The 26,073-nt window shown below is 71.3% G+C and carries 20 protein-coding genes; 10 read left to right on the forward strand and 10 right to left on the reverse strand.

Annotation, left to right across the window (positions count from 1 at the left end; all coding sequences use genetic code 11):
* Positions 1–8: 8 nt before the first annotated feature.
* The 7 genes from E1262_RS22585 to E1262_RS22615 form a co-directional block, all read right to left on the reverse strand.
* Positions 9–1,025, reverse strand: a complete 1,017-nt coding sequence (locus E1262_RS22585) for a substrate-binding domain-containing protein (RefSeq protein WP_132105851.1) — start codon at positions 1,023–1,025, stop codon at positions 9–11.
* Between the two features lie 21 nt (positions 1,026–1,046).
* Positions 1,047–2,081: an ABC transporter permease gene (locus E1262_RS22590; RefSeq protein ID WP_132105853.1), complete on the reverse strand. Its 1,035-nt coding sequence runs from the start codon at positions 2,079–2,081 to the stop codon at positions 1,047–1,049.
* Complete coding sequence (locus E1262_RS22595) at positions 2,078–3,592, reverse strand: sugar ABC transporter ATP-binding protein (RefSeq protein WP_132105855.1); 1,515 nt, start codon at positions 3,590–3,592, stop codon at positions 2,078–2,080. Before E1262_RS22595 ends, E1262_RS22590 begins: the two co-directional genes overlap by 4 nt.
* 71 nt (positions 3,593–3,663) lie before the next feature.
* On the reverse strand, positions 3,664–4,797 hold the full coding sequence (locus E1262_RS22600; protein WP_132105857.1) for a GTP-binding protein: 1,134 nt from the start codon (positions 4,795–4,797) through the stop codon (positions 3,664–3,666).
* Positions 4,794–8,543 (reverse strand): GH116 family glycosyl hydrolase, encoded by a 3,750-nt coding sequence (locus tag E1262_RS22605; RefSeq protein WP_132105858.1) that lies wholly within the window; start codon positions 8,541–8,543, stop codon positions 4,794–4,796. The genes E1262_RS22600 and E1262_RS22605 overlap by 4 nt, the downstream gene beginning before the upstream one ends.
* 369 nt (positions 8,544–8,912) lie before the next feature.
* Positions 8,913–10,445: a glutamate--tRNA ligase gene (gene gltX / locus E1262_RS22610; RefSeq protein ID WP_238993016.1), complete on the reverse strand. Its 1,533-nt coding sequence runs from the start codon at positions 10,443–10,445 to the stop codon at positions 8,913–8,915.
* A 65-nt stretch (positions 10,446–10,510) separates the two neighbouring features.
* Positions 10,511–11,293 (reverse strand): fumarylacetoacetate hydrolase family protein, encoded by a 783-nt coding sequence (locus E1262_RS22615; protein WP_132105860.1) that lies wholly within the window; start codon positions 11,291–11,293, stop codon positions 10,511–10,513.
* 80 nt (positions 11,294–11,373) lie between these two features.
* Here E1262_RS22615 and E1262_RS22620 point away from each other — a divergent pair, with 80 nt between their 5' ends.
* From E1262_RS22620 to E1262_RS22630, 3 genes are read left to right on the forward strand one after another with little or no spacing between them, the layout of a single operon-like run.
* Positions 11,374–13,512: a TRAP transporter permease gene (locus E1262_RS22620; protein ID WP_132105862.1), complete on the forward strand. Its 2,139-nt coding sequence runs from the start codon at positions 11,374–11,376 to the stop codon at positions 13,510–13,512.
* Entirely contained in the window at positions 13,509–14,510 is a 1,002-nt protein-coding gene (locus E1262_RS22625) for a TAXI family TRAP transporter solute-binding subunit (protein ID WP_132105864.1), read from the forward strand. Before E1262_RS22620 ends, E1262_RS22625 begins: the two co-directional genes overlap by 4 nt.
* Before the next feature lie 20 nt (positions 14,511–14,530).
* Positions 14,531–15,391 carry a 3-methyladenine DNA glycosylase gene (locus E1262_RS22630; RefSeq protein WP_132105917.1) on the forward strand — a complete coding sequence of 287 codons (861 nt, stop codon included), beginning with the start codon at positions 14,531–14,533 and terminating at the stop codon, positions 15,389–15,391.
* Positions 15,392–15,700: 309 nt separating this feature from the next.
* On the opposite strand, the gene E1262_RS22635 is transcribed toward E1262_RS22630, so the two are convergent.
* A complete protein-coding gene (locus tag E1262_RS22635) occupies positions 15,701–16,747 on the reverse strand; it encodes a lipoate-protein ligase LplAB (protein ID WP_132105866.1) in 1,047 nt (348 codons plus the stop codon).
* Between the two features lie 111 nt (positions 16,748–16,858).
* Between E1262_RS22635 and E1262_RS22640 the strand changes: the two genes are divergently transcribed.
* The 6 genes from E1262_RS22640 (at position 16,859) to E1262_RS30485 (ending at position 22,284) form a co-directional block, all read left to right on the forward strand.
* Positions 16,859–17,548, forward strand: a complete 690-nt coding sequence (locus E1262_RS22640) for a Pr6Pr family membrane protein (RefSeq protein WP_132105868.1) — start codon at positions 16,859–16,861, stop codon at positions 17,546–17,548.
* Positions 17,514–20,030: a DEAD/DEAH box helicase gene (locus E1262_RS22645; protein ID WP_203454226.1), complete on the forward strand. Its 2,517-nt coding sequence runs from the start codon at positions 17,514–17,516 to the stop codon at positions 20,028–20,030. The genes E1262_RS22640 and E1262_RS22645 overlap by 35 nt, the downstream gene beginning before the upstream one ends.
* Before the next feature lie 171 nt (positions 20,031–20,201).
* A complete protein-coding gene (locus E1262_RS31455) occupies positions 20,202–20,522 on the forward strand; it encodes an ArsR/SmtB family transcription factor (protein ID WP_132105872.1) in 321 nt (106 codons plus the stop codon).
* Complete coding sequence (locus E1262_RS31460) at positions 20,519–21,037, forward strand: SRPBCC domain-containing protein (RefSeq protein WP_132105874.1); 519 nt, start codon at positions 20,519–20,521, stop codon at positions 21,035–21,037. The genes E1262_RS31455 and E1262_RS31460 overlap by 4 nt, the downstream gene beginning before the upstream one ends.
* Before the next feature lie 119 nt (positions 21,038–21,156).
* Entirely contained in the window at positions 21,157–21,969 is an 813-nt protein-coding gene (locus tag E1262_RS22660; protein WP_132105876.1) for an alpha/beta fold hydrolase, read from the forward strand.
* Positions 21,970–22,128: 159 nt separating this feature from the next.
* Positions 22,129–22,284, forward strand: a complete 156-nt coding sequence (locus E1262_RS30485) for a hypothetical protein (RefSeq protein ID WP_157524349.1) — start codon at positions 22,129–22,131, stop codon at positions 22,282–22,284.
* 16 nt (positions 22,285–22,300) lie between these two features.
* On the opposite strand, the gene cimA is transcribed toward E1262_RS30485, so the two are convergent.
* Positions 22,301–23,890 carry a citramalate synthase gene (gene cimA, locus E1262_RS22665; protein WP_132105878.1) on the reverse strand — a complete coding sequence of 530 codons (1,590 nt, stop codon included), beginning with the start codon at positions 23,888–23,890 and terminating at the stop codon, positions 22,301–22,303.
* A gap of 168 nt (positions 23,891–24,058) precedes the next feature.
* On the opposite strand from cimA, the gene E1262_RS22670 reads away from it, so the two are divergent.
* The gene (locus tag E1262_RS22670; protein WP_132105880.1) at positions 24,059–24,541 is read left to right on the forward strand and encodes a GNAT family N-acetyltransferase; all 483 of its coding nucleotides are present in this window, start codon (positions 24,059–24,061) and stop codon (positions 24,539–24,541) included.
* A 370-nt stretch (positions 24,542–24,911) separates the two neighbouring features.
* On the opposite strand, the gene E1262_RS22675 is transcribed toward E1262_RS22670, so the two are convergent.
* A complete protein-coding gene (locus E1262_RS22675; RefSeq protein WP_132105882.1) occupies positions 24,912–26,006 on the reverse strand; it encodes a branched-chain amino acid aminotransferase in 1,095 nt (364 codons plus the stop codon).
* Positions 26,007–26,073: the final 67 nt, after the last annotated feature.

Genomic DNA, 26,073 nt, shown 5'->3' on the forward strand with positions numbered 1-26,073 from the left:
GTCACTCCCTACTGGGTGGCGTTGCGGGCGTAGACCTCGGCGGCGTTCTCCTGGGTGATCAGCTCGGTCTCGAGGATCTGTTCCTTGTCGACGTCGGCGCACTCGACGAGGATCTGCTCGGCGGTGGCGATGGCCTCCTTGCCGCCGGTCGGGTAGACGAACGTCGCCGACAGCCGGCCCTCCTCGACGGCCTTGATGCCGCCGGACGGGATCGGCAGCGCGTCGATGCCGATGAAGGCCATCTCGGACTCGCGGCCGGCGGCCTGGGCGGCGAGGTAGGCGCCCTCGGCCATCGGGTCGTTGTGCGCGTAGACGACGTCGATGGACTGCTGCGCCTGCAGGATCGCCTCGAACTGGCTCTGCCCCTTCTCGCGCAGCCAGTCGCCCACGCCCTCGGCGATGATCTCGATGTTCGGATTGGCGGCGACGCCCTCGCGGAAGCCGTCGGCCCGTTCCTGCGCCGGCGTCGACCCGGGCAGCCCCTTCAGCTCGGCGACGGTGCCGCCGTCGGGCAGCAGCTGAGTGGCGACGTACTCGCCGGCCGCCCGGCCGATCTCGGTGTTGTCCGCGCCGATGAACTGCGTGTAGGAGTCACCCTCGATCTTGCGGTCCAGGACGATGACCGGGATGCCCTCGTTGTAGGCCCGCTCGACGACGGCGGTCAGCGGCGCCGCCTCGTTGGGGCTGATGATGAGCAGGTCGATGCCCTGGGTAAGGAAGTTCTCGACGTCGGCGACCTGCTTGGCGTTGTCCTGGGCGGCGTCGGCGAACACGACCTCGAACTGGCCGACCTCGGCGGCCGCGGCCTCGATGTCGTCGTCCATCTGCTGGCGGTACGGCTCGGCGACGTTGGCCTGGCTCATGCCGATCAGGTACTCGCCGTCGGCGCCGGCGCACTCCGCGCCCTCCTCGGGCGAGGCGTCGCCGCCGGCGGACTCGGGCACGTCTGACTCGGTGCCGCAGGCGGCGGTGAACAGCAGCGCGGTGCCGCACAGCGCGGCCAGGCTACGAGTGGATCGGGACATGGGGGGTTCCTCTCGTGGGAGTCACTTCTGCTGGGATCGGAAGGCCTGGATGCCGGCCGCGGCGACGATGATCACGCCCTTGATCAGGAGCTGGACGTTGGAGTCGATGTTGTTGAGGGCGAGGATGTTGTTGAGGATGCCGAGCAGCAGGGCGCCGGCGAGCGTGCCCGACACCGTGCCGACGCCGCCCATGAGGCTGGTGCCGCCGATCACCACGGCCGCGATGGCGTCCAGCTCGTAGCCCATGCCGTCGTTGGGACTGCCCTGGTTGAGCTGGCCGGCGTGGATGATCCCGGCGAGCGCGGCGAGCAGCCCGGAGATCGCGAACACCGTCACCTTCACGCGCGTGACGGGGATGCCGGACAGCCGGGCCGCCCGCTCGTTGCCGCCGATCGCGTAGACATGCCGGGCGAACACCGACTTGCGAACGACGATCAGCGCGATGACGCCGACGCCGGCGAAGATGAGCGCCGGGATCGGCACCGTCCCGTTGAACGTCCGCGAGTTGAGCAGCGAGAACGCCCGAGGTGCGACGTCGGCGCCGTCGCCGTAGGCCAGCGCGATCCCCTGCCCGCCGGACCAGATGCGGGCCAGGCCGCGGGCCACCTGCAGCCCGGCCAGGGTCACGATGAACGCCTGGATGCCCAGCCGCGCGGACAGATAGCCCTGAGTGGCGCCGAAGGCCAGCCCGATCGTCAGGATGATGAGGATCGTCATGGCGACGCCGAAGTCGTGCACCATGAGCAGGCTCGCCGTGCCGGTCGCGGCGAGGCCGAGGATCGCGCCCACCGACAGGTCGATGCCCGCGATGAGGATGACGAACGTCATCCCGATGGCCAGGATCCCGATCTCGGAGACCGCCCGGACGATGTTGAGCAGGTTCTCCGAGTTCAGGAAGACGATCTCGCCGCCGCGTCGTGGTGAGAACACGATCGCGGCAAGGAAGACCAGGATCAGCGCCACGTAGCTCTGCAGCGTGAAGAACCGCTCCGGGATGACGAACCGGCGCCGCTTGGTCGCGGCCTCGGCCGTCGGTTCGGTGGTGTCGACGCTCATCCGGCCTCCACGGTGGTGTGCTGTTCGAGGCTCGCCGCGGCGAGGATCGCCTCCTGCGTGGCGGTCCGGCCGTCGAGCACGGTGACGATGCGGCCGCCGCGCAGGACGGCGACGCGGTCGCAGATGCCCAGCAGCTCCGGCAGCTCCGACGACGCGACGAGCACGGCCATGCCGCCCGCCGCCAGGCCGGCGAGCAGCCGGTAGATCTCGGACTTGGCGCCGATGTCGACGCCGCGGGTTGGGTCGTCGAGCAGCAGCAGCCGCGGCTCGCGCAGCAGGTGCCGGGCGAACACGACCTTCTGCTGGTTGCCGCCGGACAGCGTGCCGACGGCGGACTCGGCGCTCGCGGTCTTGATGTGCAGGTCGCGGATCGACGCCGCGACGGCCGACCGCTCCCGCGACGCGCGCCGCCAGCCGGCCCGGGCCAGCGTCGGCAGCGCCGAGAGCACGATGTTCGCGGCGACCGACTCCATCATCACCAGCCCGCTCACCCGCCGGTCCTCGGGCACGTAGCCGATGCCCGCGGCGATGGCGTCGCGCGGGCTGGCCAGCCGCACCGGCGCGCCGTCCAGCTCGACGGTCCCGGCGAGCCGGTGCCCGGCGAGGCCGAACAGCGCGTCCAGCAGCTCGGTCCGGCCGGCGCCGAGTAGCCCGGCGAGGCCGACCACCTCGCCGGCGCGCACCTCGAGGTCGACGTCGCGCGGCTCGGTGCGCCCGCCGCCCGGGTGCTCGGCGACGGTGAGCCCGCGGACGCCGAGCCGGACGGCCTCGCGCGGCGGCTCGCGGTCGGGGAAGAGCTGCTCGATCGGCTGGCCGACCATCATGCGGATCACCTCGGCCGGTGCGGTCTCGGCGACGACGAACGTGCCGGCGTTGCGGCCGTCGCGCATGACGGTGCCGCGGTCGGCGATGACGGCGATCTCGTCCATGCGATGGGAGATGAAGACGACGCCGACGCCGCGGCGCCGCAGCCGCGGGATGATCGCGAACAGCCGCTCCACCTCGGAGTCCGACAGCGCCGACGTCGGCTCGTCCATGACGAGGATCCGCGCCTCGAGGCTCAGCGCCTTGGCGATCGCGACCATCTGCTGCTCGCCGACCCGCAGAGAGCTCAGCGTGCGCGCCGGCGACAGATCGATGCCGATGTCGTCGAGCAGCTCGCGGGCGTGCCCGCGCATCGCCGCGCGGTCGAGGGTGCGGAACCGGGTGCGCGGCTCGCGCCCGAGGAAGAGGTTCTCGGTGACCGTCGCCTGCGGCACCAGGTCGAGCTCCTGGTGGATCATCGCGACGCCTGCGGCCTGCGCGTCGGCCGGCGTCGCGAATGCGACCGGCTCGCCATCGATCTCGATCGCGCCCGCGTCCGGCCGGACGACCCCGGACAAGACGTTCATCAGCGTCGACTTGCCGGCGCCGTTCTCGCCGAGCAGCGCATGCACCTCACCGGCGCCGACCGTCAGGTCGACCCCGCGCAGCGCGTGGACGCCACCGAAGTGCTTCACGATGCCGCGCATCTGGAGCAACGGTGCGAGCAATCGATTTCTCCTCTCGGTGCGGCGGGGCCCGGCAGTACTCGCGGGGGTGGTTACGCTCGGTCGGCCGCCGGGAGGCGGTGGGTCGGAGTCGGGTAGGACGGCGCGAACGACGCGGGCGGCCCGGTGGCCGCGGTCGACACCGTGCCCGTGGCGACGTCGGCGGCGGTCACGGCGGCCTCGACCGCCGCGTCCAGCTCGTGCGGGCGGCACGCGATGCGGGCGTTGAGCACGGCGGTCATCGGGCTCCCGGCGGGACGGGCAGCGTGCGGGCTGGCGTCGAGGTCGGCGACCGGCCGACGCGCCGGGTCGACCAGGCTGAGCTTGGTGAGCCGGCCGCCGGTGTCGATCGCCACCTTCGCGTGCCCGATCGTCCAGCCGTACCGCGCGGCCGCGGCGCCGAGGTGAGCCAGTGCCGCCTCGCCCCAGCGCGCGGGCGCGACGGGCGCCGCACCCGCCGGCTCCAACCGCAGCGCGTGGTTCAGCCAGGCCAGCTGGGCCTCGGCGGCGGCGTAGCGGTCGTAGTCGATCTCGAGGTCGCACGGCCGGGCGCCGCCGCCGTCGCCGGTCAGGACGTCCACGAGCGCGGCCAGGCCCTCGCCCGTCGCCGCCGAGCACTCGAGCACCAGCGCGTGCGGGCACCGTCGCCGCAAGCCAGCGGCGACCTGATCGACGTCGAGCCGGGGGATCGCATCGATCTTGTTGAGCGCGACGACCTCGGCGTCGGCGAGCTGCCGGTCGTAGAGGTAGGCGAGGTCGGACCGCTCGTCGCTCAGCCCCAGCGAACGGCCGAGGCCGGCGTGCCGGAGCGGGTCGACGACGGCCACCAGCGGCGCCACCGTGAGGCCGGCGCCGTAGCGCCGGCGCAGCGGCCGGATCACCGTCGCCTGCAGGTCCGTGCAGCTGCCCACCGCCTCGGCCAGGACGGTGTCGGCGCCACGCTCGATCGCCGCGGTCACCACCGACTCCAGGTCCTCGAACCGGCAGCAGAAGCAGCCACCCGTCACCTCCGCGACGTCATCGCTGGTGAGCGCGGCGACGCTGGTGTCTACCAGCTGCTCGCCCTGGTCGTTGGTGACGACGGCGACCCGGTGTCCGCGCGCCTGCAAAGCGCGGGCCAGCGCCCCGAGCGTCGTCGTCTTGCCCGCACCCAGGAATCCGCTCAGCGCGACGAAGCGGACGCTCATGCGACCGTCACCACCAGCGTGTCCGCCGTGGTCAGCTCGACGTCGCCGGCCAGCGTGACCAGGACCCGCCCGCCGTCGGCGCTGACGCCGGCGACGTCGAGCCGGCGCCGCCGCCGGTCGGTCACCAGCTCGGCCACGACCTGCCGCCGGCCCGGCCGCTCCGGCACCGCGGTCGCGAACGTCCGCACCCGCAGCCGGCCGTAGCGCAGCTCGACCTCGCTGCGCTGCCGGTCACCGGTGCGCCGCTGCCGGTACAGGCCCCAGCCCTCGGCGACGGTGAACGCGGCGGCGACGTCGGACGGGTCGCCGAGCCGCGGCGCGAAGCCCAGGTGGCCGCGCGGGCCGTGGTACTCGTAGCCGGTGGCGGCCAGGTAGACCGCGTGACTCATCATGGCGCGGGCGTAGTGGTCGGAGCACTCGATCTCGTTGTACGGGTTGCGCTTCTCGGCGCTGTAGCGGTCGTGCACCGCCCGGATGACCGCCAGTGCCTCGTCGGCCATCCCCTCGGCCAGCAGCAGCGCGGCGAGCTGGTACTCCTGGCCGGTCCAGACCTCGTTGAAGTAGGCGACCAGACCGGGATCGCCGTCGCCCGGCGCGCTGTCGGCGCCGCCGAACGGCCAGGTGCACATGACGGTGCCGGCCTCGCCCTCGGTGCTATAGGTGCGGCCGCCGACGATGCCGGACTCGTCCTGGTAGGCCTGCGCGTCCGGCAGGTGGTTGTTGCGCACGAGGTTGGTCAGCGCCGTCAGCGTGTGCTGCCGCTCGAACACCCGCGGGAGGCCGAGCTGGTGGGCGTAGGTCTGCCCGAACAGCTGGTCGATGTGGCAGCCGCGGTTGGAGTTGGTGGCGTCGGCGTGGGCGGGGTCGACGACGTGCTCGTAGTAGCCGTACGTGTCGTTCCACAGCGTGCCGTCCAGGTGGGCGCTGCCGGCGTCGGCGAGCGAGCGGCAGCGGTCGGCGAACGCGGAGTCGCCGACGTCGACGGCCATCTCGGCGGCGGCGCGCAGCGCGGCGACGTACAGCCCGGTGATCCACGGGATCTCGCCGTACCAGGAGGCGTCGAGGGTGTTGTACTGCTCGGCCTCGAGGACGCCGTCCGGGCTGCCGCCGTCGCCGCTGCCGTCGTGGTCGATCAGGTACTCGGTGGCCTTCTTGACCTGCGGCCAGATGCGGCCGAGGAAGGCGCCGTCGGCGGACATCTGGTGTTCGCGGTAGGTGCGCAGGATCGTGCCGCACTGGCCGTCGTGAGCGACCCGCCGGTGCGCCTCACCGCGGTAGTCCATGGCGCCGGTGTCCTCGTGGAAGGCGATGCCGTAGTCGACCCGCTCGCGGGCGTCGCGCTCCAGCTCGGGGAAGAGCCGGCCGACCGACTGCGCGTAGTTCCACACGTGCGTGCACGTGCCGTCGCAGCAGTAGATGCCTTCCCACGCGTAGAACCGGCCATTGTGGAAGCGCAGGCAGGTGCCGGTGGCAACGGTCGAGGCGGGGATCAAGGTGCGCTCGAGGAACCAGACCGGCAGCGTGGCGTCGTCGTACCAGGTGGTCGCGAACGTGTGGGTGGCGGATGCGAGGTCGTCGCCGCGTTCGGCCAGGTCGGTGACCACGGCGGCGGCGTCGGCGTACGTCTCGGCGTAGTGCCGGCGCAGCGCCGCGGCCCCGGCGATGTAGCCGAACCGGGTGCCGATCTTCGGGAAGTGCCAGGTCAGGGCGTACCGTACGGTCTGCTCCTCCCCCGGCGCGAGGGTCACGGGGACGGTGACGGTGCCGGCGAGCGTGCCGCTGCCGCCGTCGATCTGCAGCGGCCCGTCGGCGGAGTCGAACCACGCGTCGGGGCCGGACCAGTCGGCGATGGACGGCCGCACGGTGGCGTCGGGACGGCCGAAGACGGCCAGGCCGAACGTGCCGGCGTCGGGCAGCTCGTCGAGCGGCCGCTCGTTGATCGGCACGTCGGAGAGCCAGATGCGGTCGCAGTTGACGTGCGCCCAGCCCCCGACGCCCTCGTCGTGCAGCTCGATGACCGCGGTGCGGCCCTCGTAGGCGCTGACGTCGATGGCCTTCGCCCGCATCACCTCGGAGTTGTGGCCGGTCAGCCGGGCGACCACCTCGCCGTCGACGACGACCTTCAGGCCGGCGTCGACCCGATTGCCGCCGGCGATGTACGCCGCAAGGTACCGGCGCTCGATGGCGAACGGCGCGCTGGTCAGCGTGCCCTTGTGGTCGTCGGCGGGCGGGCCGCCGTCGCGCCAGTTGTGCGAGGTGACGAAGCGCTGGCCGTTGACGTTCAGCGGGCCCTCGCGGCGGAAGTACGCCGGCGCCTCGGCCTCGGTGACGGGGCCGGACCCGAATGCGGTGCCGGTGGCGGTCCATGGCGCGTACGTCGTGCGCTCCCAGTCCTCGAGGACGACGTCCGGGCGCGGCGCGGGCCGGTCGGTGAACAGGATGCGGTCGACGTTGACGTGGCCCCAGCCGCCGGTGGCGGTGTCGAGGATCTCGATGGTGGCGGCGCGGCCCTGGTGGGCGGAGACGTCCAACCAGTAGGTGCGCAGCAGCTCCTCGTTCGCGCCGTCGGCGGAGGCGACCACCGCACCGTCGACGAGGACGTTCAGGCAGGTGGCGCCCGCGTGGTCGCCGCCGCCGACCCGGACGACGATGCTGGACCGCTCGACGGTGAACGGCGGGCTGGTCAGCCGTCCGGTGTGGGTGTCGGCCTCGACGATGTCGTCGCCGTCGCGGAAGTGGTGCGTGCTGACGAAGCGCCTCCCGCTGACGCCGAGGCCGCCGCCGCGCAGCATGTAGCCGGGCAGCTCGTCGACGGCGACCGGGCCGGGGCCGAACGCGGTGCCGGTGGCGGTCCACGGCGCGTAGGTCTCGCGCTCCCAGTCCTCGAAGACGATGTCCGGGCGCTCCGGCTGAGGGCCGTCGTAGGTCGCAGCGGAGTGGACGAAGCCGGCCGCTCGGGCTTCGTCGAGCGGGCCGGTCGTCAGCAGGATCGGCTGGGTGTGCCGGCTGTCGAGGCAGACCGGGTTCTCCGCGACGCCGAGCAGCTGCGCGGAGACGGTGCGATCGGACCGGTTGCGCAGCGTGTACTCGAACACCGTGGCCGGCAGCGACGAGTCCGCGACGTTGGTCGGCACGAACGGCGAGAACGCGTCGAGGTCCACCTCGAGCGGGCAGCCGTCGTCACGCAGTTCCACGTGCCCGATCGGGTAGCGGCCGCGGAACCTGACGTCGCCGAACCCGTCGCCGTCGAGGGTCCGGGTCGTGGCCGCGCCGCCGTCGCTCCAGCGCAGCGCGAAGCCGGTGGTGAAGACCGGGTCGAAGTCGACCGGGCCGGCGTAGTGCAGGCCCTGCCAGTCGTCGCCGCCCCAGCGGAAGCTGTCGGCGTTGAAGACGTCCCAGAGCCAGGTGCGGCCGTCGCCGGAGAGGTACACCTGTCCGGTGCACGCGCCGCCGACCGGCATACCGACTCGGCGCAGGGCCCTGCCGGTGTACTCGGTCGCCGTGCCGCGCGCGGCCAGGCCGTCCAGCCAGCGCCGGTCGAAGTGGCTGGTGGCCGGAACGGCGCGGGTGTTGACGGTGGCGTCGGCGCTGGTCGGCCAGAGCCCGAGGGCGGCGCCGGCGCCGGCGGCTCCGAGGGCCGACAGCGCGATGAACGAGCGCCGGCTCAGGCCGTCCGGCTCGCATGATCCGCCGCCGCCACAGCACGCCGCGGTCTCGGGGTTCGTCGGGGTGAGATCGATGCCCATCGCGTCCTCCGGGGGTTGGACGACAGACCCGCGAAATCGATTGCTGAGGACCCTAGGCGGTTTGTGACAACTGTGTCAATGGCCGATTACAGGCAGGTTGTCCATGCGTCGGTGGCGGTGTCTGCGCGCGCGTCGCACACCCCGGTCACGACGGTCGCGCGGACATGGCGCCCCGGCCCGCCATGATGGAGGCCGTTACGAGGACTTCTCTCCGACGATCGCCTGCATCACCAGGATTTCTGGAGCCTCGACACGATTGCAGTCGTGGTGAGGCTCCAGAAAACGTCGTGATGTGCTCCGGATCGGGGTGGAATCTCACAAGGTGGACGCCGCGCGGGCACCCGGCGCGGACCACGAACCGGCGCGGAGTCAGCTGCCGACGCGGGCCAGGGCGGCGTCGAGGCGGGTCAGCGTCCGCTCACGGCCGAGCAGCTCCAGCGACTCGAACAGCGGCGGCGACACCCGGCGGCCGGTGACGGCGACCCGGACGGGGCCGAACGCGTGCTTGGGCTTCAGGCCGAGCTCGTCGACCAGCGCCGACCGCAGCGTGGCCTCGATCGACTCCGTCGTCCACTTCTCGTCGGCCGCCAGCCGCTCGCGCGCCGCGCGGAGCACCGGCCGGGCGTCCTCCGTCAGCACCTTGGCGACGGCGTCCTCGTCGAACGCCACGGCGCCGGGAGCGAACAGGAATCCGAGCATCCCGACGGCCTCGGCGAGCACCGTCATCCGCTCCTGGACGAGCGGCGTCGCGGCGCGCAGCAGGTCCATCGACTCGGCCGGCACCTCCGCCGGCAGCACCCCGGCCGCCTGCAGATACGGCGCCATCCGCTGCGCGAGGTCGTCGGGTGCGAGGCGGCGCAGCCAGACGCCGTTGATGGCCTCGGCTTTCTTGAGGTCGAACCGGGCCGCGGCGGAGTTGACGCGCGTGACGTCGAAGGCGGCGGCCATCTCGTCCATCGAGAAGACCTCGCGGTCGTCGCCGATCGACCACCCGAGCAGCGCGAGGTAGTTGAGCAGGCCCTCGGGCAGGAAGCCGCGGTCGCGGTAGAGCTGCAGCGACGACTCGGGGTCGCGCTTGGAAAGCTTGCGGTTACCCTCGCCGGTCACCAGCGGCAGGTGCCCGAACCGCGGCAGCGGCCCGGACGCGAACCCGATGTCGCGCAGCGCCTGGTGCAGCACCAGCTGCCGCGGCGTCGACGACAGCAGGTCCTCGCCGCGCAGCACGTGGGTGATCCCCATGAGGGCGTCGTCGACCGGGTTGACCAGCGGGTACAGCGGCTGGCCGTTGGCCCGGACGATGACGTAGTCGAACAGATTGAAGCGGTCGACGGTGATCTCGCCACGGATGAGGTCGACGAACGTGACGTCCTGGTCGGGCATCCGCAGCCGCAGCACCGGCTGCCGGCCCTCGTCCTGGTAGGCGGCGACCTGCTCGGCCGTCAGCGTCCGGCACTTGCCGTCGTAGCCGCTGGGCCGGCCGGCGGCCCGGGCGGCCTCGCGCCGCTCGTCCAGCTCCTCCGGCGTGCAGTAGCAGTGGTAGGCGTGGCCGGTCTCCGTCAGCCGGGACGCGGCCGCGGCGTAGATGTCGTGCCGCAGCGACTGCCGGTACGGCGCGTACGGGCCGCCGATGTCCGGGCCCTCGTCCCAGTGCAGCCCGAGCCAGCGCAGCGCGTCGAGCATCGCCTCGTACGACTCCTCGCTGTCGCGCGCGGCGTCGGTGTCCTCGATGCGGAACACGAACGTGCCGCCGTAGTGCCGCGCGAACGCGGAGTTGTAGAGCGCGGTCCGGATCACCCCGACGTGCGGGTTGCCCGTGGGCGACGGGGAGTAGCGCACGCGGACGTCGGCGGGGGCGACGTCACCGAGCACGAAAGCGTCCGACGAGCCGGCGCCGTCAGTCACAGCAGATCACCTTGCGTTCTCATCATTTCGAAGCAGACAGACGTGGATGCAACCGCAGGGTACCGTCAGTCCGCGGCGACGACGGGGTTGGCCAGCACGCCGATCCCCTCGATGGTGACGGCGACGTGGTCGCCCGCGGCGATCGGGCCGACGCCGGCCGGTGTGCCGGTGAGGATGACGTCGCCGGGCAGCAGTGTGAACGCGGCGCTGATGTACTCCACCAGCGTCGCGATGTCGAAGATCAGCTGGGACGTGCGGCCGCTCTGCCGTTCGTCGCCGCCGACCCGGCAGCGCACCGCGAGGTCGCTCGGGTCGAGGTCGGTCTCGATCCACGGGCCGAGCGGGCAGAACGTGTCGAAGCCCTTGGCCCGGGCCCACTGGTTGTCCGTCTTCTGCAGGTCACGGGCCGTGACGTCGTTGGCGCAGGTGTAGCCGAAGATCACCTCTGAGACGCGGTCGCGCGGCACCGATCTGGCGATGCGCCCGATGACGACGGCGAGCTCGGCCTCGTGGTGCACGTTCTGCGACTGGGGCGGCAGCACGATGGGCTCGTCCGGGCCGATGACGGACGTGTTCGGCTTGAGGAAGAGCAGCGGCTCCTCCGGGAGCGGGTTGTCCAGCTCGGCGGCGTGGTCGGCGTAGTTGCGCCCGACGCCGATGACCTTGCTGCGCGGGATGACCGGCGCCAGCAGCCGAACGTCCTCCAGCGCCAGCTTCTCGCCCGTCAGTTGCGGAGACCGGTACAGCGGGTCGCCCTCGAGGACCGCGATGACGGTCGCTCCGCTCTCGTCCTGCCCCACCGCTCCGAAGCGTGGGTCGTCCCCCGTCGTGAACCTCGCGATACGCACGACGGCGAGCGTATCCCGACCGCGGCCCGGGCGGCCGAGACCCTAGCCATGCACGGGCGTCACACCTAGGGTCATGGTCCATGACCGACGCCTCGACGACGCGGCACACGGCCCGTGAAGGCTCCGAGACTCCGGACGTCGGCGAGCTCATGGCCAGCTACGACGAGGAGCTGCCCGCCCGCCGGTTGTCCGGCCGCGTCGCGCTGGCCGTCGGCGTGCTCTGTTTCGGTGTCGCGGTGTTCGTCCTGCGCCAAGTGTTCTGGCCGCTCAGCGCCGGCAATCAGTACTACCTCATGCTGTTCCTGGCGTTCGTGCTGCCGCTGATCTTCCTCTGCTACCGCCCGGTGACGAAGCGCGCGCGAGCCGACCTGGCCGGCCTGGCGGACTCCGCCGGACGGCCGGCGGACAACCCCGGCCCGCTGAACTGGGCGCTGGCCGCGGTCGCGCTGGTCGCCTGCCTGTACCCGGTCCTGCCGGTGACCCTCGGCGAGTCCGGCGGCGGGTTCGACGCGTTCCTCGACCGCCAGGGGTCGCTGACCGGACTCGACGTCCTCATGGGCGCGATCGTGCTGGTGCTGGTCATCGAGGCGACCCGGCGGACGACGGGCTGGATCCTGCCGATCGTCTGCGTCACGTTCCTGCTGTACGCGTACTACGGCGGCTTCCTGCCCGCCTCGATGCCCGGGTCGCACGCCGGCATCGACTTCGACCAGATCATCAACGCGCTCTACAACGACCCGAGCGGCTTCTACGGCGTCCCGCTCGACGTCTGTGCCACGTACATCGTGCTGTTCACGATCTATGGCGCCGTGCTCGACCGGACCGGCGCCGGCCAGTTCTTCATCGACCTCAGCTTCGCGATCTTCCGCCGCTCGCGCACGGCGCCGGGCCGGACGGTAGCGCTGTCCGGGTTCCTGCTGGGGACGGTGTCTGGGTCCGGGACGGCTACGGCGGTCGGCCTCGGCGCCGTGACCTGGCCCGTGCTGAAGAAGGCCGGCTATCCGCGGGAGAACGCCGGCGGCATGCTGGCGGCGTCGGGCATCGGCGCGATCCTGTCGCCGCCCACGCTCGGTGCGGCGGCGTTCATCATCGCCGAGTACCTGGGCCGCTCGTACCTCGAGGTGCTGGTCTGGGCGCTGGTGCCGACGCTGCTGTACTACCTCGGCATCTTCCTGGCCATCGAGATCGACGCCCGCAAGGCCGGGGTCGAGGCCGTCGACGTCGAGCGGAAGAACCCGTGGCGACTGCTGGCGCGGTCGGGCTATCACTTCCTGTCGCTCGGCATCATCGTGCTCTTCCTGGCCGTCGGCATGACGCCGTTCCGCGCCGTCGTCTACGCCACCGCCATCGCCGTCGCGTTCGGGGTGATCGACGCCGTCGTCAGCCGGCGCGGCCGCGACTGGCCCGGCGTCGCAGCCGACACCGCCCGCGTCGTCTACCTCTCGCTGTCCGACGGGGTCCGCTCGGTCCTGCCAGTGGCCGCCGTGTGCGCCGCCGCCGGCATCATCGTCTCGACCATCACCAAGACCGGCCTCGGCCAGGTGCTGTCCGACCTGCTCATCGACGCCGCGTCGGCCGCGACCGACAACCCCACCGTCGTGCTGATCCTGAGCGCCGTCATGGCCGCGATCGCGATCCTGATCCTCGGGCTGGCGGTGCCGGTGACGGCGTCGTTCATCATCAGCTGGGTCGTCATCGGCCCCGCGCTGTTCGACCTCGACGTGCCCGCTCCGGCCGTCGCGATGTTCATCTTCTACTTCTCCGTGCTGTCCGAGGTGTCGCCGCCGACGGCGCTCGCCGCGGTCGCGTCGGCGGCCATCACCGGCGGGCGGGTCATCGCGACCATGTGGCAGGCCTGCAAGTATGCGCTGCCGGCGTTCCTGGTGCCACTGGCGTTCGTGCTGACGGACAACGGCTCGGCTCTGCTGCTGGAACGCCCGGCCGGCGACGTCGTCTGGACCGTGGCGGTGTCGGCAGTCGCCGTGGCCACGCTGGCCGCGGCGGCGGGTGGCTGGCTGGTCCGGCGGGCCGGGCCGGTCGAGCGCACACTGTGCTTCGTCGGCGCCGCGCTGCTGCTCTACCTGCAGCCGATGTCGATCGCGATCGGCGCGGGCGTGCTCGCCGTCGCCGTCGTCGTCCACCTCGTCGTCCCGCCACGCAACCCGCAGCTGACCCCGTCGTCGACCCCGCCCCCCGCTCGAGAGGAGACCCCGACATGAGAACTCGCGTCGTCACCCGGTTGATGGTGGGCGTGCTCGCGACCGGCCTGGCCGTGTCCGCCTGCGGCGGCCGGCAGACCACGGAGCCCAGCGACGAAGGCGGCGGCGACGCGGGCGCGTGCGAGGCCGGTTCGGGCCGCATGACCATCGCGACCGGCAACTCGACCGGCGTCTACTACGTGCTCGGCGGCGGGCTCGCGCAGCTGATCGGCGACGAGACCGACATCACCGCGACGGCCGCCGAGACCGGCGCGTCGGTGCAGAACATCCAGCAGCTGGTCGCCGGCGATTACGACCTCGCGTTCTCGCTGGCCGACACCGCCGCCGACGCGACCGAGGGCACCGGCTCCTTCGACGAGCCGCAGCCGGTGCAGGCGCTCGGGCGCATCTACCCCAACTACACCCAGGTCGTCGTGCGCACCGACTCCGGCATCACCTCGGTCGAGGACATGGCCGGCAAGACCATCTCGACCGGCTCGCCGAACTCCGGCACCGAGGTCATCGCGAATCGCCTGCTCGAGGCCGCCGGCCTGGACCCGGCGAGCGACGTCCAGGCGCAGCGACTCGACCTCACGAAGACCGTCGACGGCATGAAGGACGGCTCGATCGACGGGCTCGTGTGGTCCGGCGGCCTGCCGACGGCCGCCATGACCGACCTGTTCACCTCCCTGGGCGACGACATCGCGTTCATCGACGTCACCCCGCTCCTGCCCGCCCTGCAGGAGATCAACCCCGTCTACACCGAGGGCGAGATCCCGGCCGAGACGTACGGGACGGACGCCGCGGTGCCGACGATCGTCGTGCCGAACGTCCTGCTGGTCCGGGACGACCTCGACGAAGGGACGGCGTGCGCGCTGACGAAGCTGGTCTACTCGAACGTGGAGGCGCTGACCGAGGTTCACGCCGCGGCCGCCGACATCGACATCTCCCTGGCGACGGAGATCGACCCGATCCCGCTCCACCCCGGCGCCCAGCAGGCCATCGACGAACTGCAGTGAGTTCGTAGGCTGGGTGGGTGATCCTGGCCGAGGAGAGGTGGCGGGCGCGGACGGCGTCGCACGAGGCGCGCGTCGACGCGCTGGTCGGGGCGCACCTGAAGCGGCGGCGGGCCGGCCGGGCGCACCCCGTCCACGACTTCCTCTTCACCTACTACAGCTTCAAGCCGGCCCAGCTGCGGCGCTGGCACCCGGGCGTGGGCGTCGCGCTCGCCGGGTCGCCGCCGCACGCGTCGTGGTCGGGCTACGTCGAGGGGCCCGACGGCGTCATCGTCGGCCCGTCGGTGGTCGAGCGGCGCGCCGCCACCGTCGCGTGGGTACGCGCCCTGCTGACGGCGACCGCGTCGCGGCCGGCGCACCACGGCTGCTTCGGCCTGCACGAGTGGGCGATGGTGTACCGGATGGCGCCGGGCGACGTCCGGCACGAGGCGTACCCGCTGCGGCTCGGTCACGACGGCACCGACGCCGTGGTCGAGGCGCACGAAATCAAGTGTTCGCACTTCGACGCGTTCCGCTTCTTCACCGACGAGGCGCGGCCGCGGAACGCGCTGACGCCGACCCGCGAGCTGCAGCCGTCGTTGGAGCAGCCCGGCTGCCTCCATGCGGGCATGGACCTCTACAAGTGGGCCTACAAGCTGGTGCCCCTGGTGCCGTCGGAGCTCGTGGCGGACGCCTTCGAGCTGGCCGCGGAGATCCGCGAGCTCGACATGCGCGCGTCGCCGTACGACCTGGCCGGGCTCGGCTACGAGCCGGTCCGTATCGAGACCACCGAGGGCAAGCGCCAGTACGTCGAGCAACAGCGCGCCTTCGCCGCCCGCGGCGCGGTGGTCCGCGACCGCCTCCTCGCCGCGATCGACGTCGAGCCGCTGCCGCTCGCGTGGTGAGGGGTCAGGGGTCGACGATCCGCCCGCGGTCCTCCCACCATTGGAGCTGCCGCTCCGCCTCACCCTCGCCGGGAGCACCTCACTCGCGTCAGGACCGCATGTCACCCCGACGCGGTCACCGTTCCGTGCTCAGACGGGTGAAGTGCTCCCGACGCGAGTCACGAGGCCGGCCCGCCCCGCTCGGCCAGGCCGCGCCACAGGACGTCCCGCTCGTGGTCGGCGAGCGGAAGATCGAGCTGGTCACTGATCACCACGCCATCGTGCCCGATCCCGGACGCGTGGGCCACGGACCGCTGTCGCGGAACGCGGTCACGGGACGCGGGTGAGCCACTCCTCGGTGCCGAACTTCGACGCGACCAGGTCCTCGGCCAGCCGCAGCGTCTTGTCGTCCAGCTCGTCGTCGGTCAGGCCGTAGCGGGATCGGAACGTCTCCACCATGCGGTCGATGACGTCGGCCCGCGGCAGACCGGTCTGCGACCGCAAGGGATCGACCCGCTTGTTGGCGCTCTTCGTGCCCTTGTCGGACAGCTTCTCGCGGCCGATGCGCAGCACCTCGAGCATCTTCGCCGCGTCGATGTCGTAGGCCATGGTGACGTGGTGCAGGGCGACGCCGCCGGCGAGGCGCTTCTGGGCCGCGCCGGCGATCTTGCCGGCCGGCGAAATGATGTCGTTGATCGGCTGGTAGCTCGCCTCGATGCCGAGGTCGCGCAGCGCCGCCACCACCCACTCGTCGAGGAAGGCGTAGGAGTCGACGAAGGACAGGCCGGAGACCAGCGACTCGGGCACGTACAGCGAATACGTGATGGTGTTGCCGGGCTCGACGAACATCGCGCCGCCGCCGCTGATCCGCCGCACGACGTTCACATCGTGCCGCCGAGCGCCGTCCATGTCGACCTCGTTGCGCAGCGACTGGAAGCTGCCGATGATCACCGCGTTGGAGGCCCATTCCCACACTCGCAGCGTCGGCGGCCGCTCCCCGGCGCCGACCTGCTCGGCCAGCACCTGGTCCAGCGCCATCTGCAGCGCCGGCTCCTGCGGGCCCTCGTGCAGGAAGTGCCAGTCGTGGTCGGTCCAGGACGTCGCCCCGGCCAGGGCTCGGCGGACGGCGACGGCGACGGCCTCCGCTGAGAACCCGAGCAGGACGACGCCGTCGAGGACGGCGTTCACCCGCGCGGCCAGCTCGGCGGCGGACAGCGTGACCGGCGCGCCCACCAGCGCGGCGTCGATGCGCTCCAGCGCGTCGTCGGGCTCGAGGAAGAAGTCGCCGCTGACACGCGCGTACCGAATCGCGCCGTCGAGCACGTCGAGGTCGACGACGACCAGCTTGCCGCCCGACACCTTGAACTCACCATGCATGATCGCATCAACCTGCCCGGACGCACGGCTGTTCCCCCGCTGGTTCCTTTCCCTTGCGGGACTCTCGGCCGTTCGGGACCTCGCGGTCGACGTTGTGGCTAGGCTCCGACCATGCGAGCGTGGCGTGAGAACCCGGCGGCGGCGCGCTGGTGGCACCTCGTGACCGTCCTGGTCATCGCCGTATCCCTCATCGCCCAGCTGGTGCTGGTGATCCAGGGCACCAATGTGCTGGTCGAGGACGGCGAGGAGGCCCCGTCGACGGCGATGCGGGTCGTGAACTTCTTCAGCTTCTTCACCGTGCAGAGCAACATCCTGCTGGGCGCCGGCGCGGCGGTCCTCGCCGCGAACCCGCGCGCCGACGGACGTCGTTTCCGTGTTCTCCGCATCGCCGGGCTCATCGGCATCAGCGTCACCGGCGTGGTCTACGTGACGCTGCTGCGTGGCCTGGTCGACCTCCACGGCGTCGCGCAGCTCACGAACCTCGGCTTCCATTACCTGTCGCCGCTGCTCGGGGTGATCGGCTGGCTGCTGTTCGGGCCGTGGCCGCGGTTCAGCCCACGCGTCCTCGTCATCAGCCTGGCCTGGCCGGTCGCCTGGCTCGTTTACACCCTGATCAGGGGCGAGATCGTCGACTGGCACCCGTACCCCTTCATCGATGTCGGCGACCTCGGCTACGGCCGCACGCTGCTGAACTCCGCCGGCGTCACCGTCCTGCTCCTCGGCGTCGGCTGGCTGTTCGCCACCGGCGACCGTAGGCTCGGTGACCGTGCCGGATCTGACGACGTATCTCGAACACGCTGACCACGATCCGGACTCCCTCTACGACGCCTTCACCGAGTGGGCCGCCGAGCGCGGCTTCGACCTCTACCCGGCGCAGCAGGAGGCGCTGATCGAGCTGGTCTCCGGCTCGCACGTCATCCTCAGCACGCCGACGGGGTCGGGCAAGAGCCTGGTGGCCGTCGCCGCGCACTTCGCCGCCCTGGCCGACGGACGGCGGACGTTCTACACGGCGCCGCTCAAGGCGCTGGTGTCGGAGAAGTTCTTCGCGCTGATCGAGATCTTCGGCGCGGCCAACGTCGGCATGATGACCGGCGACTCCAGCGTGAACCCGTCGGCGCCGATCATCTGCTGCACGGCGGAGATCCTGGCCAACATCGCCCTGCGCAGCGGCGAGGACGCCGACGTCGGCCAGGTCGTCATGGACGAGTTCCACTTCTACTCCGACCCGCAGCGCGGCTGGGCCTGGCAGGTGCCGCTGCTGGAGGTGACGAACGCGCAGTTCCTGCTGATGTCGGCCACCCTCGGCGACGTCGCGTTCTTCGAGAAGGACCTGCAGCGGCGGACGGGGCGCGACGTCGCCGTCGTCACGTCGGTGCAGCGCCCGGTGCCGCTCACGTACTCCTACTCGCGCGAGCCCATGCACGACCTGCTGGCCGAGCTGCTGTCCACCCACCGCGCGCCGGTCTACGTCGTCCACTTCACCCAGGCGGCCGCGGTCGAGCGGGCGCAGGCGCTGGTGAGCGTCAACGTCGCCAGCCGCGAGCAGCGCGACCGCATCGCGGCCGAGATCGGCGGCTTCCGGTTCAGCTCCGGGTTCGGGAAGGTGCTGTCGCGGCTGGTCCGGGCCGGGATCGGCGTGCACCACGCCGGCATGCTGCCGAAGTACCGCCGGCTGGTCGAACGCCTGACCCAGGCCGGCTTGCTCAAGGTGGTGTGCGGGACGGACACCCTCGGCGTCGGCATCAACGTCCCGATCCGCACCGTCGTCTTCTCCGGTCTCACCAAGTACGACGGTGTGCGCACGCGGCAGCTGTCCGCCCGCGAGTTCCACCAGATCGCCGGGCGAGCCGGCCGGGCCGGGTACGACACCCTCGGCGAGGTGATCGTCCAGGCGCCGGAGCACGAGATCGAGAACGAGCGGCTACTGGCCAAGGCCGGCGACGACCCCAAGAAGCGCCGGCGCGTGGTGCGGAAGAAGCCCCCGGAGGGGTTCGTCTCGTGGGGCCAGGCGACGATGGAGCGGCTCATCGCCGCCGAGCCCGAGCCGCTGAGTTCCAGCTTCGAGATCAGCAACGCCATGGTGCTCGGCGTCATCAGCCGGCCCGGCGACGCGTTCGCGCACATGCGAAAGCTGCTCACCGACAACCACGAGCCGCCGTCGCGCACCCGCAAGCACGTGCACGACGCCATCGCGATCTACCGTGCGCTGGTCGCCGCCCAGGTGGTCGAGCGGCTCGATCCGCCCGACGCCGAGGGCCGGACGGTGCGGCTCACCGTCGACCTCCAGCCGGACTTCGCGCTCAACCAGCCGCTGTCGCCGTTCGCGCTGGCCGCGTTCGACCTGCTCGACCCCGAGTCGCCGGCCCACGCGCTGGACCTGCTCTCCGTCGTCGAGGCGACGCTGGACGATCCGCGGCAGGTGCTGTCGGCGCAGCAGCACAAGGCGCGCGGCGAGGCGATCGCGGCGATGAAGGCCGAGGGCATCGAGTACGACGAGCGCATGGAGCTGCTCGACGGCGTCACGCACCCCAAGCCGCTGGAGGAACTGCTGGACGCGGCGTTCACGATCTACCGGCAGAGCCACCCGTGGGTCGGCGACTACGAGCTGTCGCCCAAGGCCGTCGCCCGTGACCTCTACGAACGCGCGATGAGCTTCGGCGAGTACGTCGCGTTCTACGGCCTCGCCCGGTCCGAGGGGCTGGTGCTGCGCTACCTCGCCGACGCCTACCGCGCGATGCGCCAGACGGTGCCCGAGGAGGCCCGCACCGACGACGTCGCCGACCTCGTCGAGTGGCTGGGCGAGCTGGTCCGCCAGGTCGACTCCAGCCTGCTCGACGAGTGGGAGGCGCTGCGCAACCCCGCGGCGGCGGCCGAGGCGCACGGCGAGGCGCCGGTCGAGAACGCGCCCCGGCCGATCACCGAGAACCGGCGTGCGTTCCTGGTCAGCGTGCGCAACGCGCTGTTCCGGCGGGTCGAGCTGGCCGCCCGGCGGGACTGGGCCGGGCTGGCCGACCTGGACTCCGCCGACGACTGGGACGCCGACGACTGGGCCGACGCGCTGGACCCGTACTTCGACGAGCACGCCGACATCGGCATCGGCCCCGACGCGCGCAGCGCGAAGATGCTGATCGTCACCGAGCACCCGGACCGCTGGGAGGTCCGGCAGATCCTCGACGACCCCGCCGGCGACCACGACTGGGGCTTCACCGCCGTCGTCGACCTCGCCGAGTCCAACGCCGCCGGCTACCCCGTCGTGGCCATCAGCGAGGCCGGCCGCCTCTAGGAGTGCCGGGCAGACCGGCGATGAGAACGCGCCTGCAAAAGTCGATCTTGGAGTTCTTCGGCCATCTATCGGGCAATTCGGACCGCAATAGGCGAACAACTCCAAGATCAACTTTTGCTGGGCCTTAGAGCCCGTTGACATGTGACCATTTGGTCACCTATCGTTCCAGCCATGACCGACGACGACCGGGTCTTCAAAGCACTCGCCGATCCCACGCGGCGGTTCCTGCTCGACCTGCTCTTCATGCGTGACGGCCGCACGCTGACCGAGCTGGAGTCCGAGCTGGAGATGAGCCGCTTCGGGGCGATGAAGCATCTGCGCGTGCTGGAAGAGGCCAACCTCGTGGTCACCCGGCGGTCGGGACGGGAGAAGCTGCACTTCCTCAACCCCGTCCCGATCCGCGAGATCCACGACCGGTGGATCGACAAGTACACGGAGCTCCACACCACGGCGCTCCTGGAGCTCAAGGCCGAACTGGAGGACGAATCATGAGCACCGCGACAGCGACCACCACGCAGGTGTACCGCATCTACATCAAGGCGACCCCGGAGGCGATCTGGGACGCCATCACGAAGCCGGAATGGACGGCACGCTACGGCTACACCGGCCTGGCCAGCTACGACCTGCGGCCGGGCGGCGCGTACACCGTCGCGCCGACGCCGGAGTTCAAGGCCGCGGCCGAGGCGCAGGGCTTCCCGTGCCCCGACGTCATCGTCGACGGCGAGGTGATCGAAGCCGAGCCGCCGCGCAAGCTCGTCACCACGTTCCGGATGCTCATGGACCCGGCGATGGCCGAGGAGGGCTTCACCCGACTCACGCACGAGATCTCGCCCGCGCCGGACGGGAAGTCGTGCTCGCTGACGGTGACGCACGAGCTGGCCGGCGCGCCGCTGCTGGCGGCGATGGTGCACGGCGACAACGAGGCCGAGGGCGCCGGTGGCGGGTGGGTCTGGGTGCTCAGCGACCTCAAGAGCCTGCTCGAGACCGGCGCTCCCCTCGCCGGATGAGGCCTGCTCGGCCGGCCGGCCACGCCGGCCGGCCGGATCCGGCTCATCGCCGTCCCCGAGACCAGAACGATCCTTCACACCGACCGCAACCACCGCAACGACGCGAACAGGAGCACATCATGGACCACGTCACCTCTGCCGACGGCACCACGATCGCCTATGTGACCCAGGGCGCGGGACCCGTACTCGTCCTCGTCAACACGAGCCTGGACGATCACCACGGTCTCGACGCGACCGCCGCGGCGCTGGCGCGCGACTTCACCGTCGTCGGCTACGACCGCCGCGGCGTCGGCGAGAGCGGTGCCGGCGGACCGTACGCCCCCGAACGCGAGGTCGAAGACCTCGCCGCGGTGATCCAGGCCGTCGGCGGTTCGGCCGCGCTGGCCGCCGGCTCGGGAGGATGCGGATTGGTCCTCGACGCCGCGACCGCGCTCGGCGACGCGGTATACGGGATCTACCTCTTCGAGCCGCCGTTCATCATCGACGACTCCCGCTCACCCGCGCCCGCGGGCTGGGTGCAGCAGGTGGAGTCCTTGGTCGCCGACGACCGGCGCGGTGATGCCATCGAGCTGTTCATGACGAAGCTCGTCGGCGTCCCGGCCGAGTACATCGAGCAGATGAAGGCCGACCCGTCGTGGGAGCACATGGCGGCGCACGCACACGTGCTCGGTCACGACGGGCGGATCCTCGCTGGCACGCAGGACGGGAAGCCGCTGCCCACCGACCGGTGGAGTGTCGACCAGCCGGCGGTCGTCGCCGTGGCGGAGCACTCCGAGCCGTTCTTCGACGCTGCCGCGGAGGCGCTGCTCGCCCAGTTGCCTCGTGGACGGTACGAGTCCTTGCCCGGTCTGGACCACTCCGCCTTCTGGACCGCACCCGACGCGATCGCTGCCTCCATCGTCACGGCCCTGCTCACGAACGCGTCGAGCTGACGTCTCCGGCGGCCCGTGATCGATTCGATCGAACCGATCATGGGCCGAACGGCTGATCTTGGTCAACACGCCGTATTTCGGTGCGACACGCCGGGTCGAAAGTGACACAATTCACGTTGGCCATACCGCACGACACAACGTCACGAGAAGGGACCAAGCGTGATCCGGGGGATCCTCGACCACGGCAGCAACGGCTGGCGGGTCGAACTGTACGACACCGAACCTCTCCGCCGTACCATCATCGAGATCGACGCACTGCCCACGTGGGCCGACGCCTCGGCTGTCATGAGCAGCGCGTTCAAGCTCGTCAGCTGAGGCGAGGCCATCCCGCTCAGCTGATCGAGGCTCCCCCCTGGCGCAGCAGTCCGTAGGTGACGGCGTCGACGAGCGCCTCCCACGAGGCCTCGATGATGTTGGCCCCGACACCCACGGTCTCCCAGGACGTCTTCCCGTCCGTCATCTCCACGAGCACGCGCGTCACCGCGTCCGTGCCGTGGGCCGCGTCCAGGATCCGCACCCGGAAGTCGATCAGCTCCAGCTTGTCGATCTCCGGGTAGAGCGCGCCGATCGCGGTGCGCAGGGCGTGGTCGAGCGCGTTGACCGGACCGTTCCCCTCGCCGGTCACGACGACGCGCTCGCCCCCCGCCCTCAGCTTCACCGTCGCCTCGCTGACGGCGTCGCCGCCGGGGCGCGACTCCGTGATGACCCGCCACGACTCCACGTCGAAGTAGCTCGGCCGGCCCTCGGCCTCCTCGCGCAGCAGCAGCTCGAACGACGCGTCGGCCGCCTCGAACGTGTACCCGGCGGCCTCCAGGTCCTTCACCCGCTGGGTGACCCGGGTGACCAGCTCGCGGTCGCCGGACACGTCGTAACCCAGCTCGCGGCTCTTCAGCTCGACGCTGGCCCGGCCGGCCATGTCGGACACCAGCAGCCGCATGTCGTTGCCGACGTGCGCCGGGTCGGTGTGCTGGTAGAGGTCGGGATCGACCTTGATCGCGCTGGCGTGCAGGCCGGCCTTGTGCGCGAACGCGCTGGCGCCGACGTACGGCTGGCGCGAGTAGGGCACGATGTTGGTCAGCTCGGAGACGGCGTGGGCGATGCGCGTGGCCTCCTGCAGCGCGCCGTCGGGCAGCACCGTCATGCCCCGCTTGAGCTCGAGGTTCGCGACCATCGTGATGAGGTCGGCGTTGCCGGTGCGCTCTCCCGTGCCGTTGACGGTGCCCTGCACGTGGGTCGCGCCCGCGTCGACGGCGGCGACGGAGTTGGCAACGGCGCAGCCGGTGTCGTTGTGGGCATGCATGCCCAGGCGGGCGCCGGTCTGCGCGAGCACGTCGCGCACCGTCGCGGTGACGTCGTCGGGCAGCATGCCGCCGTTGGTGTCGCACAGCACGACGACGTCGGCGCCGGCCTCGGTGGCCGTCCGCACCACCTGCAGCGCGTACGCGGGGTTCGTCCGGTACCCGTCGAAGAAGTGCTCGGCGTCGACGAAGACGCGCCGGCCGTTCCCGACGAGGAAGCCGACCGTGTCGGCGATCATCGCCAGGTTCTCGTCCAGCGTGGTGCGCAGCGCCCGCTCGACGTGTCCGACGTGGCTCTTCGCGACCAAGGTGACGACCGGCGTCTCGGCGTCGAGCAGCGCCCGCACCTGCGGGTCGTCGGCCGCCGTCGTGCCCGCCTTCCGGGTGGCGCCGAACGCCGCGAGCTGCGCATTCTTGAGGTTCAGCTCCGTGCGCGCGCGGCGGAAGAATTCGGTGTCCTTGGGGACGGCGCCCGGCCAGCCGCCCTCGATGAACCCGACCCCGAGCTCGTCCAGGTGGCTCGCGATGGCGAGCTTGTCCTGCACGGAGAGCGAGAGCCCTTCCTGCTGGGCGCCGTCGCGAAGCGTGGTGTCGTACACGTGGAACTGCTCGGGGTCGGTCACTGCTCTGTCCTCACGGGGTCGGCGGACAAACAAAAAGACCTCTCGCGGATGCGAGAGGTCTGCGCGCCTGGCATTGCTGCTGGGTGCCGGCGCGCCTACGAGATAATCAGCGAGTAAGTCATCGCACAGCAGTATGGCACAGTTCGCGCAGCGGATGGAGGGGGATCCATGAACGTGGTCGTCCGGCCGGTCACCGGAGCCGACCGCGACCTCGTGGTCGACCTGCTCTCGGCGGCCTGGGGCACCACCGTCATGGCGGTGCACGGCGAGCTCTTCGACGCCGCCGACCAGCCCGGATTCTTCGCCGTCGCCGAAGGTGAGCCGGCCGGCCTGCTGACCTACCGCGCGGGCGACGACGACTGGGAGATCACGACGCTGGAGTCCGTGCGGCCCGGGCTCGGGGCGGGGACGGCGCTGCTCGACGCCGTCGGCGCGGCCGCTGCCGCCGCCGGTGCCCGCCGCCTCTGGCTCATCACGACCAACGACAACGTGCACGCGCTGCGCTTCTACCAGCGCCGCGGCTTCGACCTCGTCGCCCTCCACCGCGACGCCGTCACCCGGTCGCGGCAGACGCTGAAGCCGGAGATCCCACTCGCCGCCGACGGCATCCACATCCGGCACGAGCTGGAGCTCGAGCGGCTGCTGCGGTGAGCCCGGGCGCACGGAGGCCGGAGTGCCGTTTATCGGGAGTTGTGACGTTGGCCGTCCCCCTGCTGCCCCATTCTCTTGCCGCGAACGGGCAGCTACCAGGGGGACGGGGCGAGTCTGGGCACACCTCGATGTGCACCGGCGTGTTTCGGTGTGGCGTTGGTGTTGTGGACAGCGATGATCATCAAGGATCGCCTACCTCACGAGGATTACCCGAGCCTCACCACGATTGCAGGCGTGTTGATGCTCGGGTAATCCTCGTGAGGGCAGCAGGGGGACGGCCCACGCTGCGTTCCTCGCCAACGCCCGCGAACCAGACGCGACCTACCCCCGGATCGGGGTCGGCGAGCCTCATTTCCAGCTGGGTGGGCGGTCAGACGACGCGGTGCATCCAGCCGTGGGGGTCGTCGGCGCGGCCGTACTGGACGTCGAGGAGGGCCGAGCGGATCTCCTTCGTCACCGGGCCGGGCTCAGAGCCCATGGACAGCTCGCCGCCGTCCCAGGCGAGCCGGCCGAGCGGGGTGACGACGGCGGCCGTGCCGCAGGCGAACACCTCGGTGATGTCGCCGGACGCCACCCTGTCGCGCCACTCGTCGATGGAGAAGCGGCGCTCGTCGACCTTGTAGCCGCGGTCGGCGGCCAGCGCGAGGATGGAGTCGCGCGTGATGCCCTCGAGGATGGTGCCGGTCAGCTCGGGAGTGACGATGCTGCCGTCGGCGTGCACGAAGTAGAGGTTCATGCCGCCGAGCTCCTCGACCCACTTGCCCTCCACGGCGTCGAGGAAGCAGACCTGGTCGCAGCCGTGCTCGATGGCCTGCTGCTGCGCGATGAGGCTGGCCGCGTAGTTGCCCGCGCACTTCGCCGCGCCGGTGCCGCCGGGAGCGGCCCGGGTGTACTCCGACGACAGCCAGATGTCGACCGGCTTCACGCCGGACGAGAAGTACGCGCCGGCCGGCGACGCGATGACGCAGAACGTCACCTGCTTGGCCGGGCGCACGCCGAGGAACACCTCGGAGGCGAACATGAACGGGCGCAGGTAGAGGCTGGTCTCGCCGCCGGACGGCACCCAGTCGGCGTCGGTGCGGACCAGGAGGTCGACGGCCTCGACGAAGGACTCGACCGGCAGCGACGGCAACGCCATGCGGTGCGCGCTGCGAATCATCCGCTCGCCGTTGGCCGCCGGGCGGAACGTCCAGATGGTGCCGTCGGCGTGCCGGTAGGCCTTGAGCCCCTCGAAGATCGCCTGGGCGTAGTGGAGGACCGCCGTGGCGGGGTCGAGGGCGAGCGGCGCGTACGGACGCAGCCCGGCGTCGCGCCAGCCGTCAGGGGTCCAGGTGGCCGTGACCATGTGGTCGGTGAAGTTCGTACCGAACCCGGGGTTCGCCAGGATCTCCGACCGGCGCTCGGGAGCTACCGGGTTCGACGTCAGCGTCGTCGAGAACTCCAGTGCCGGTGCGGTCGCTGTCATGGCGGTGCTCCACTTCGAGGTTCCCCGATCGCGCTGTTCGGCAGCACGACGGTCAGTTAGTTGGACG

Source organism: Jiangella aurantiaca, assembly GCF_004349105.1.
GTDB lineage: Bacteria > Actinomycetota > Actinomycetes > Jiangellales > Jiangellaceae > Jiangella > Jiangella aurantiaca.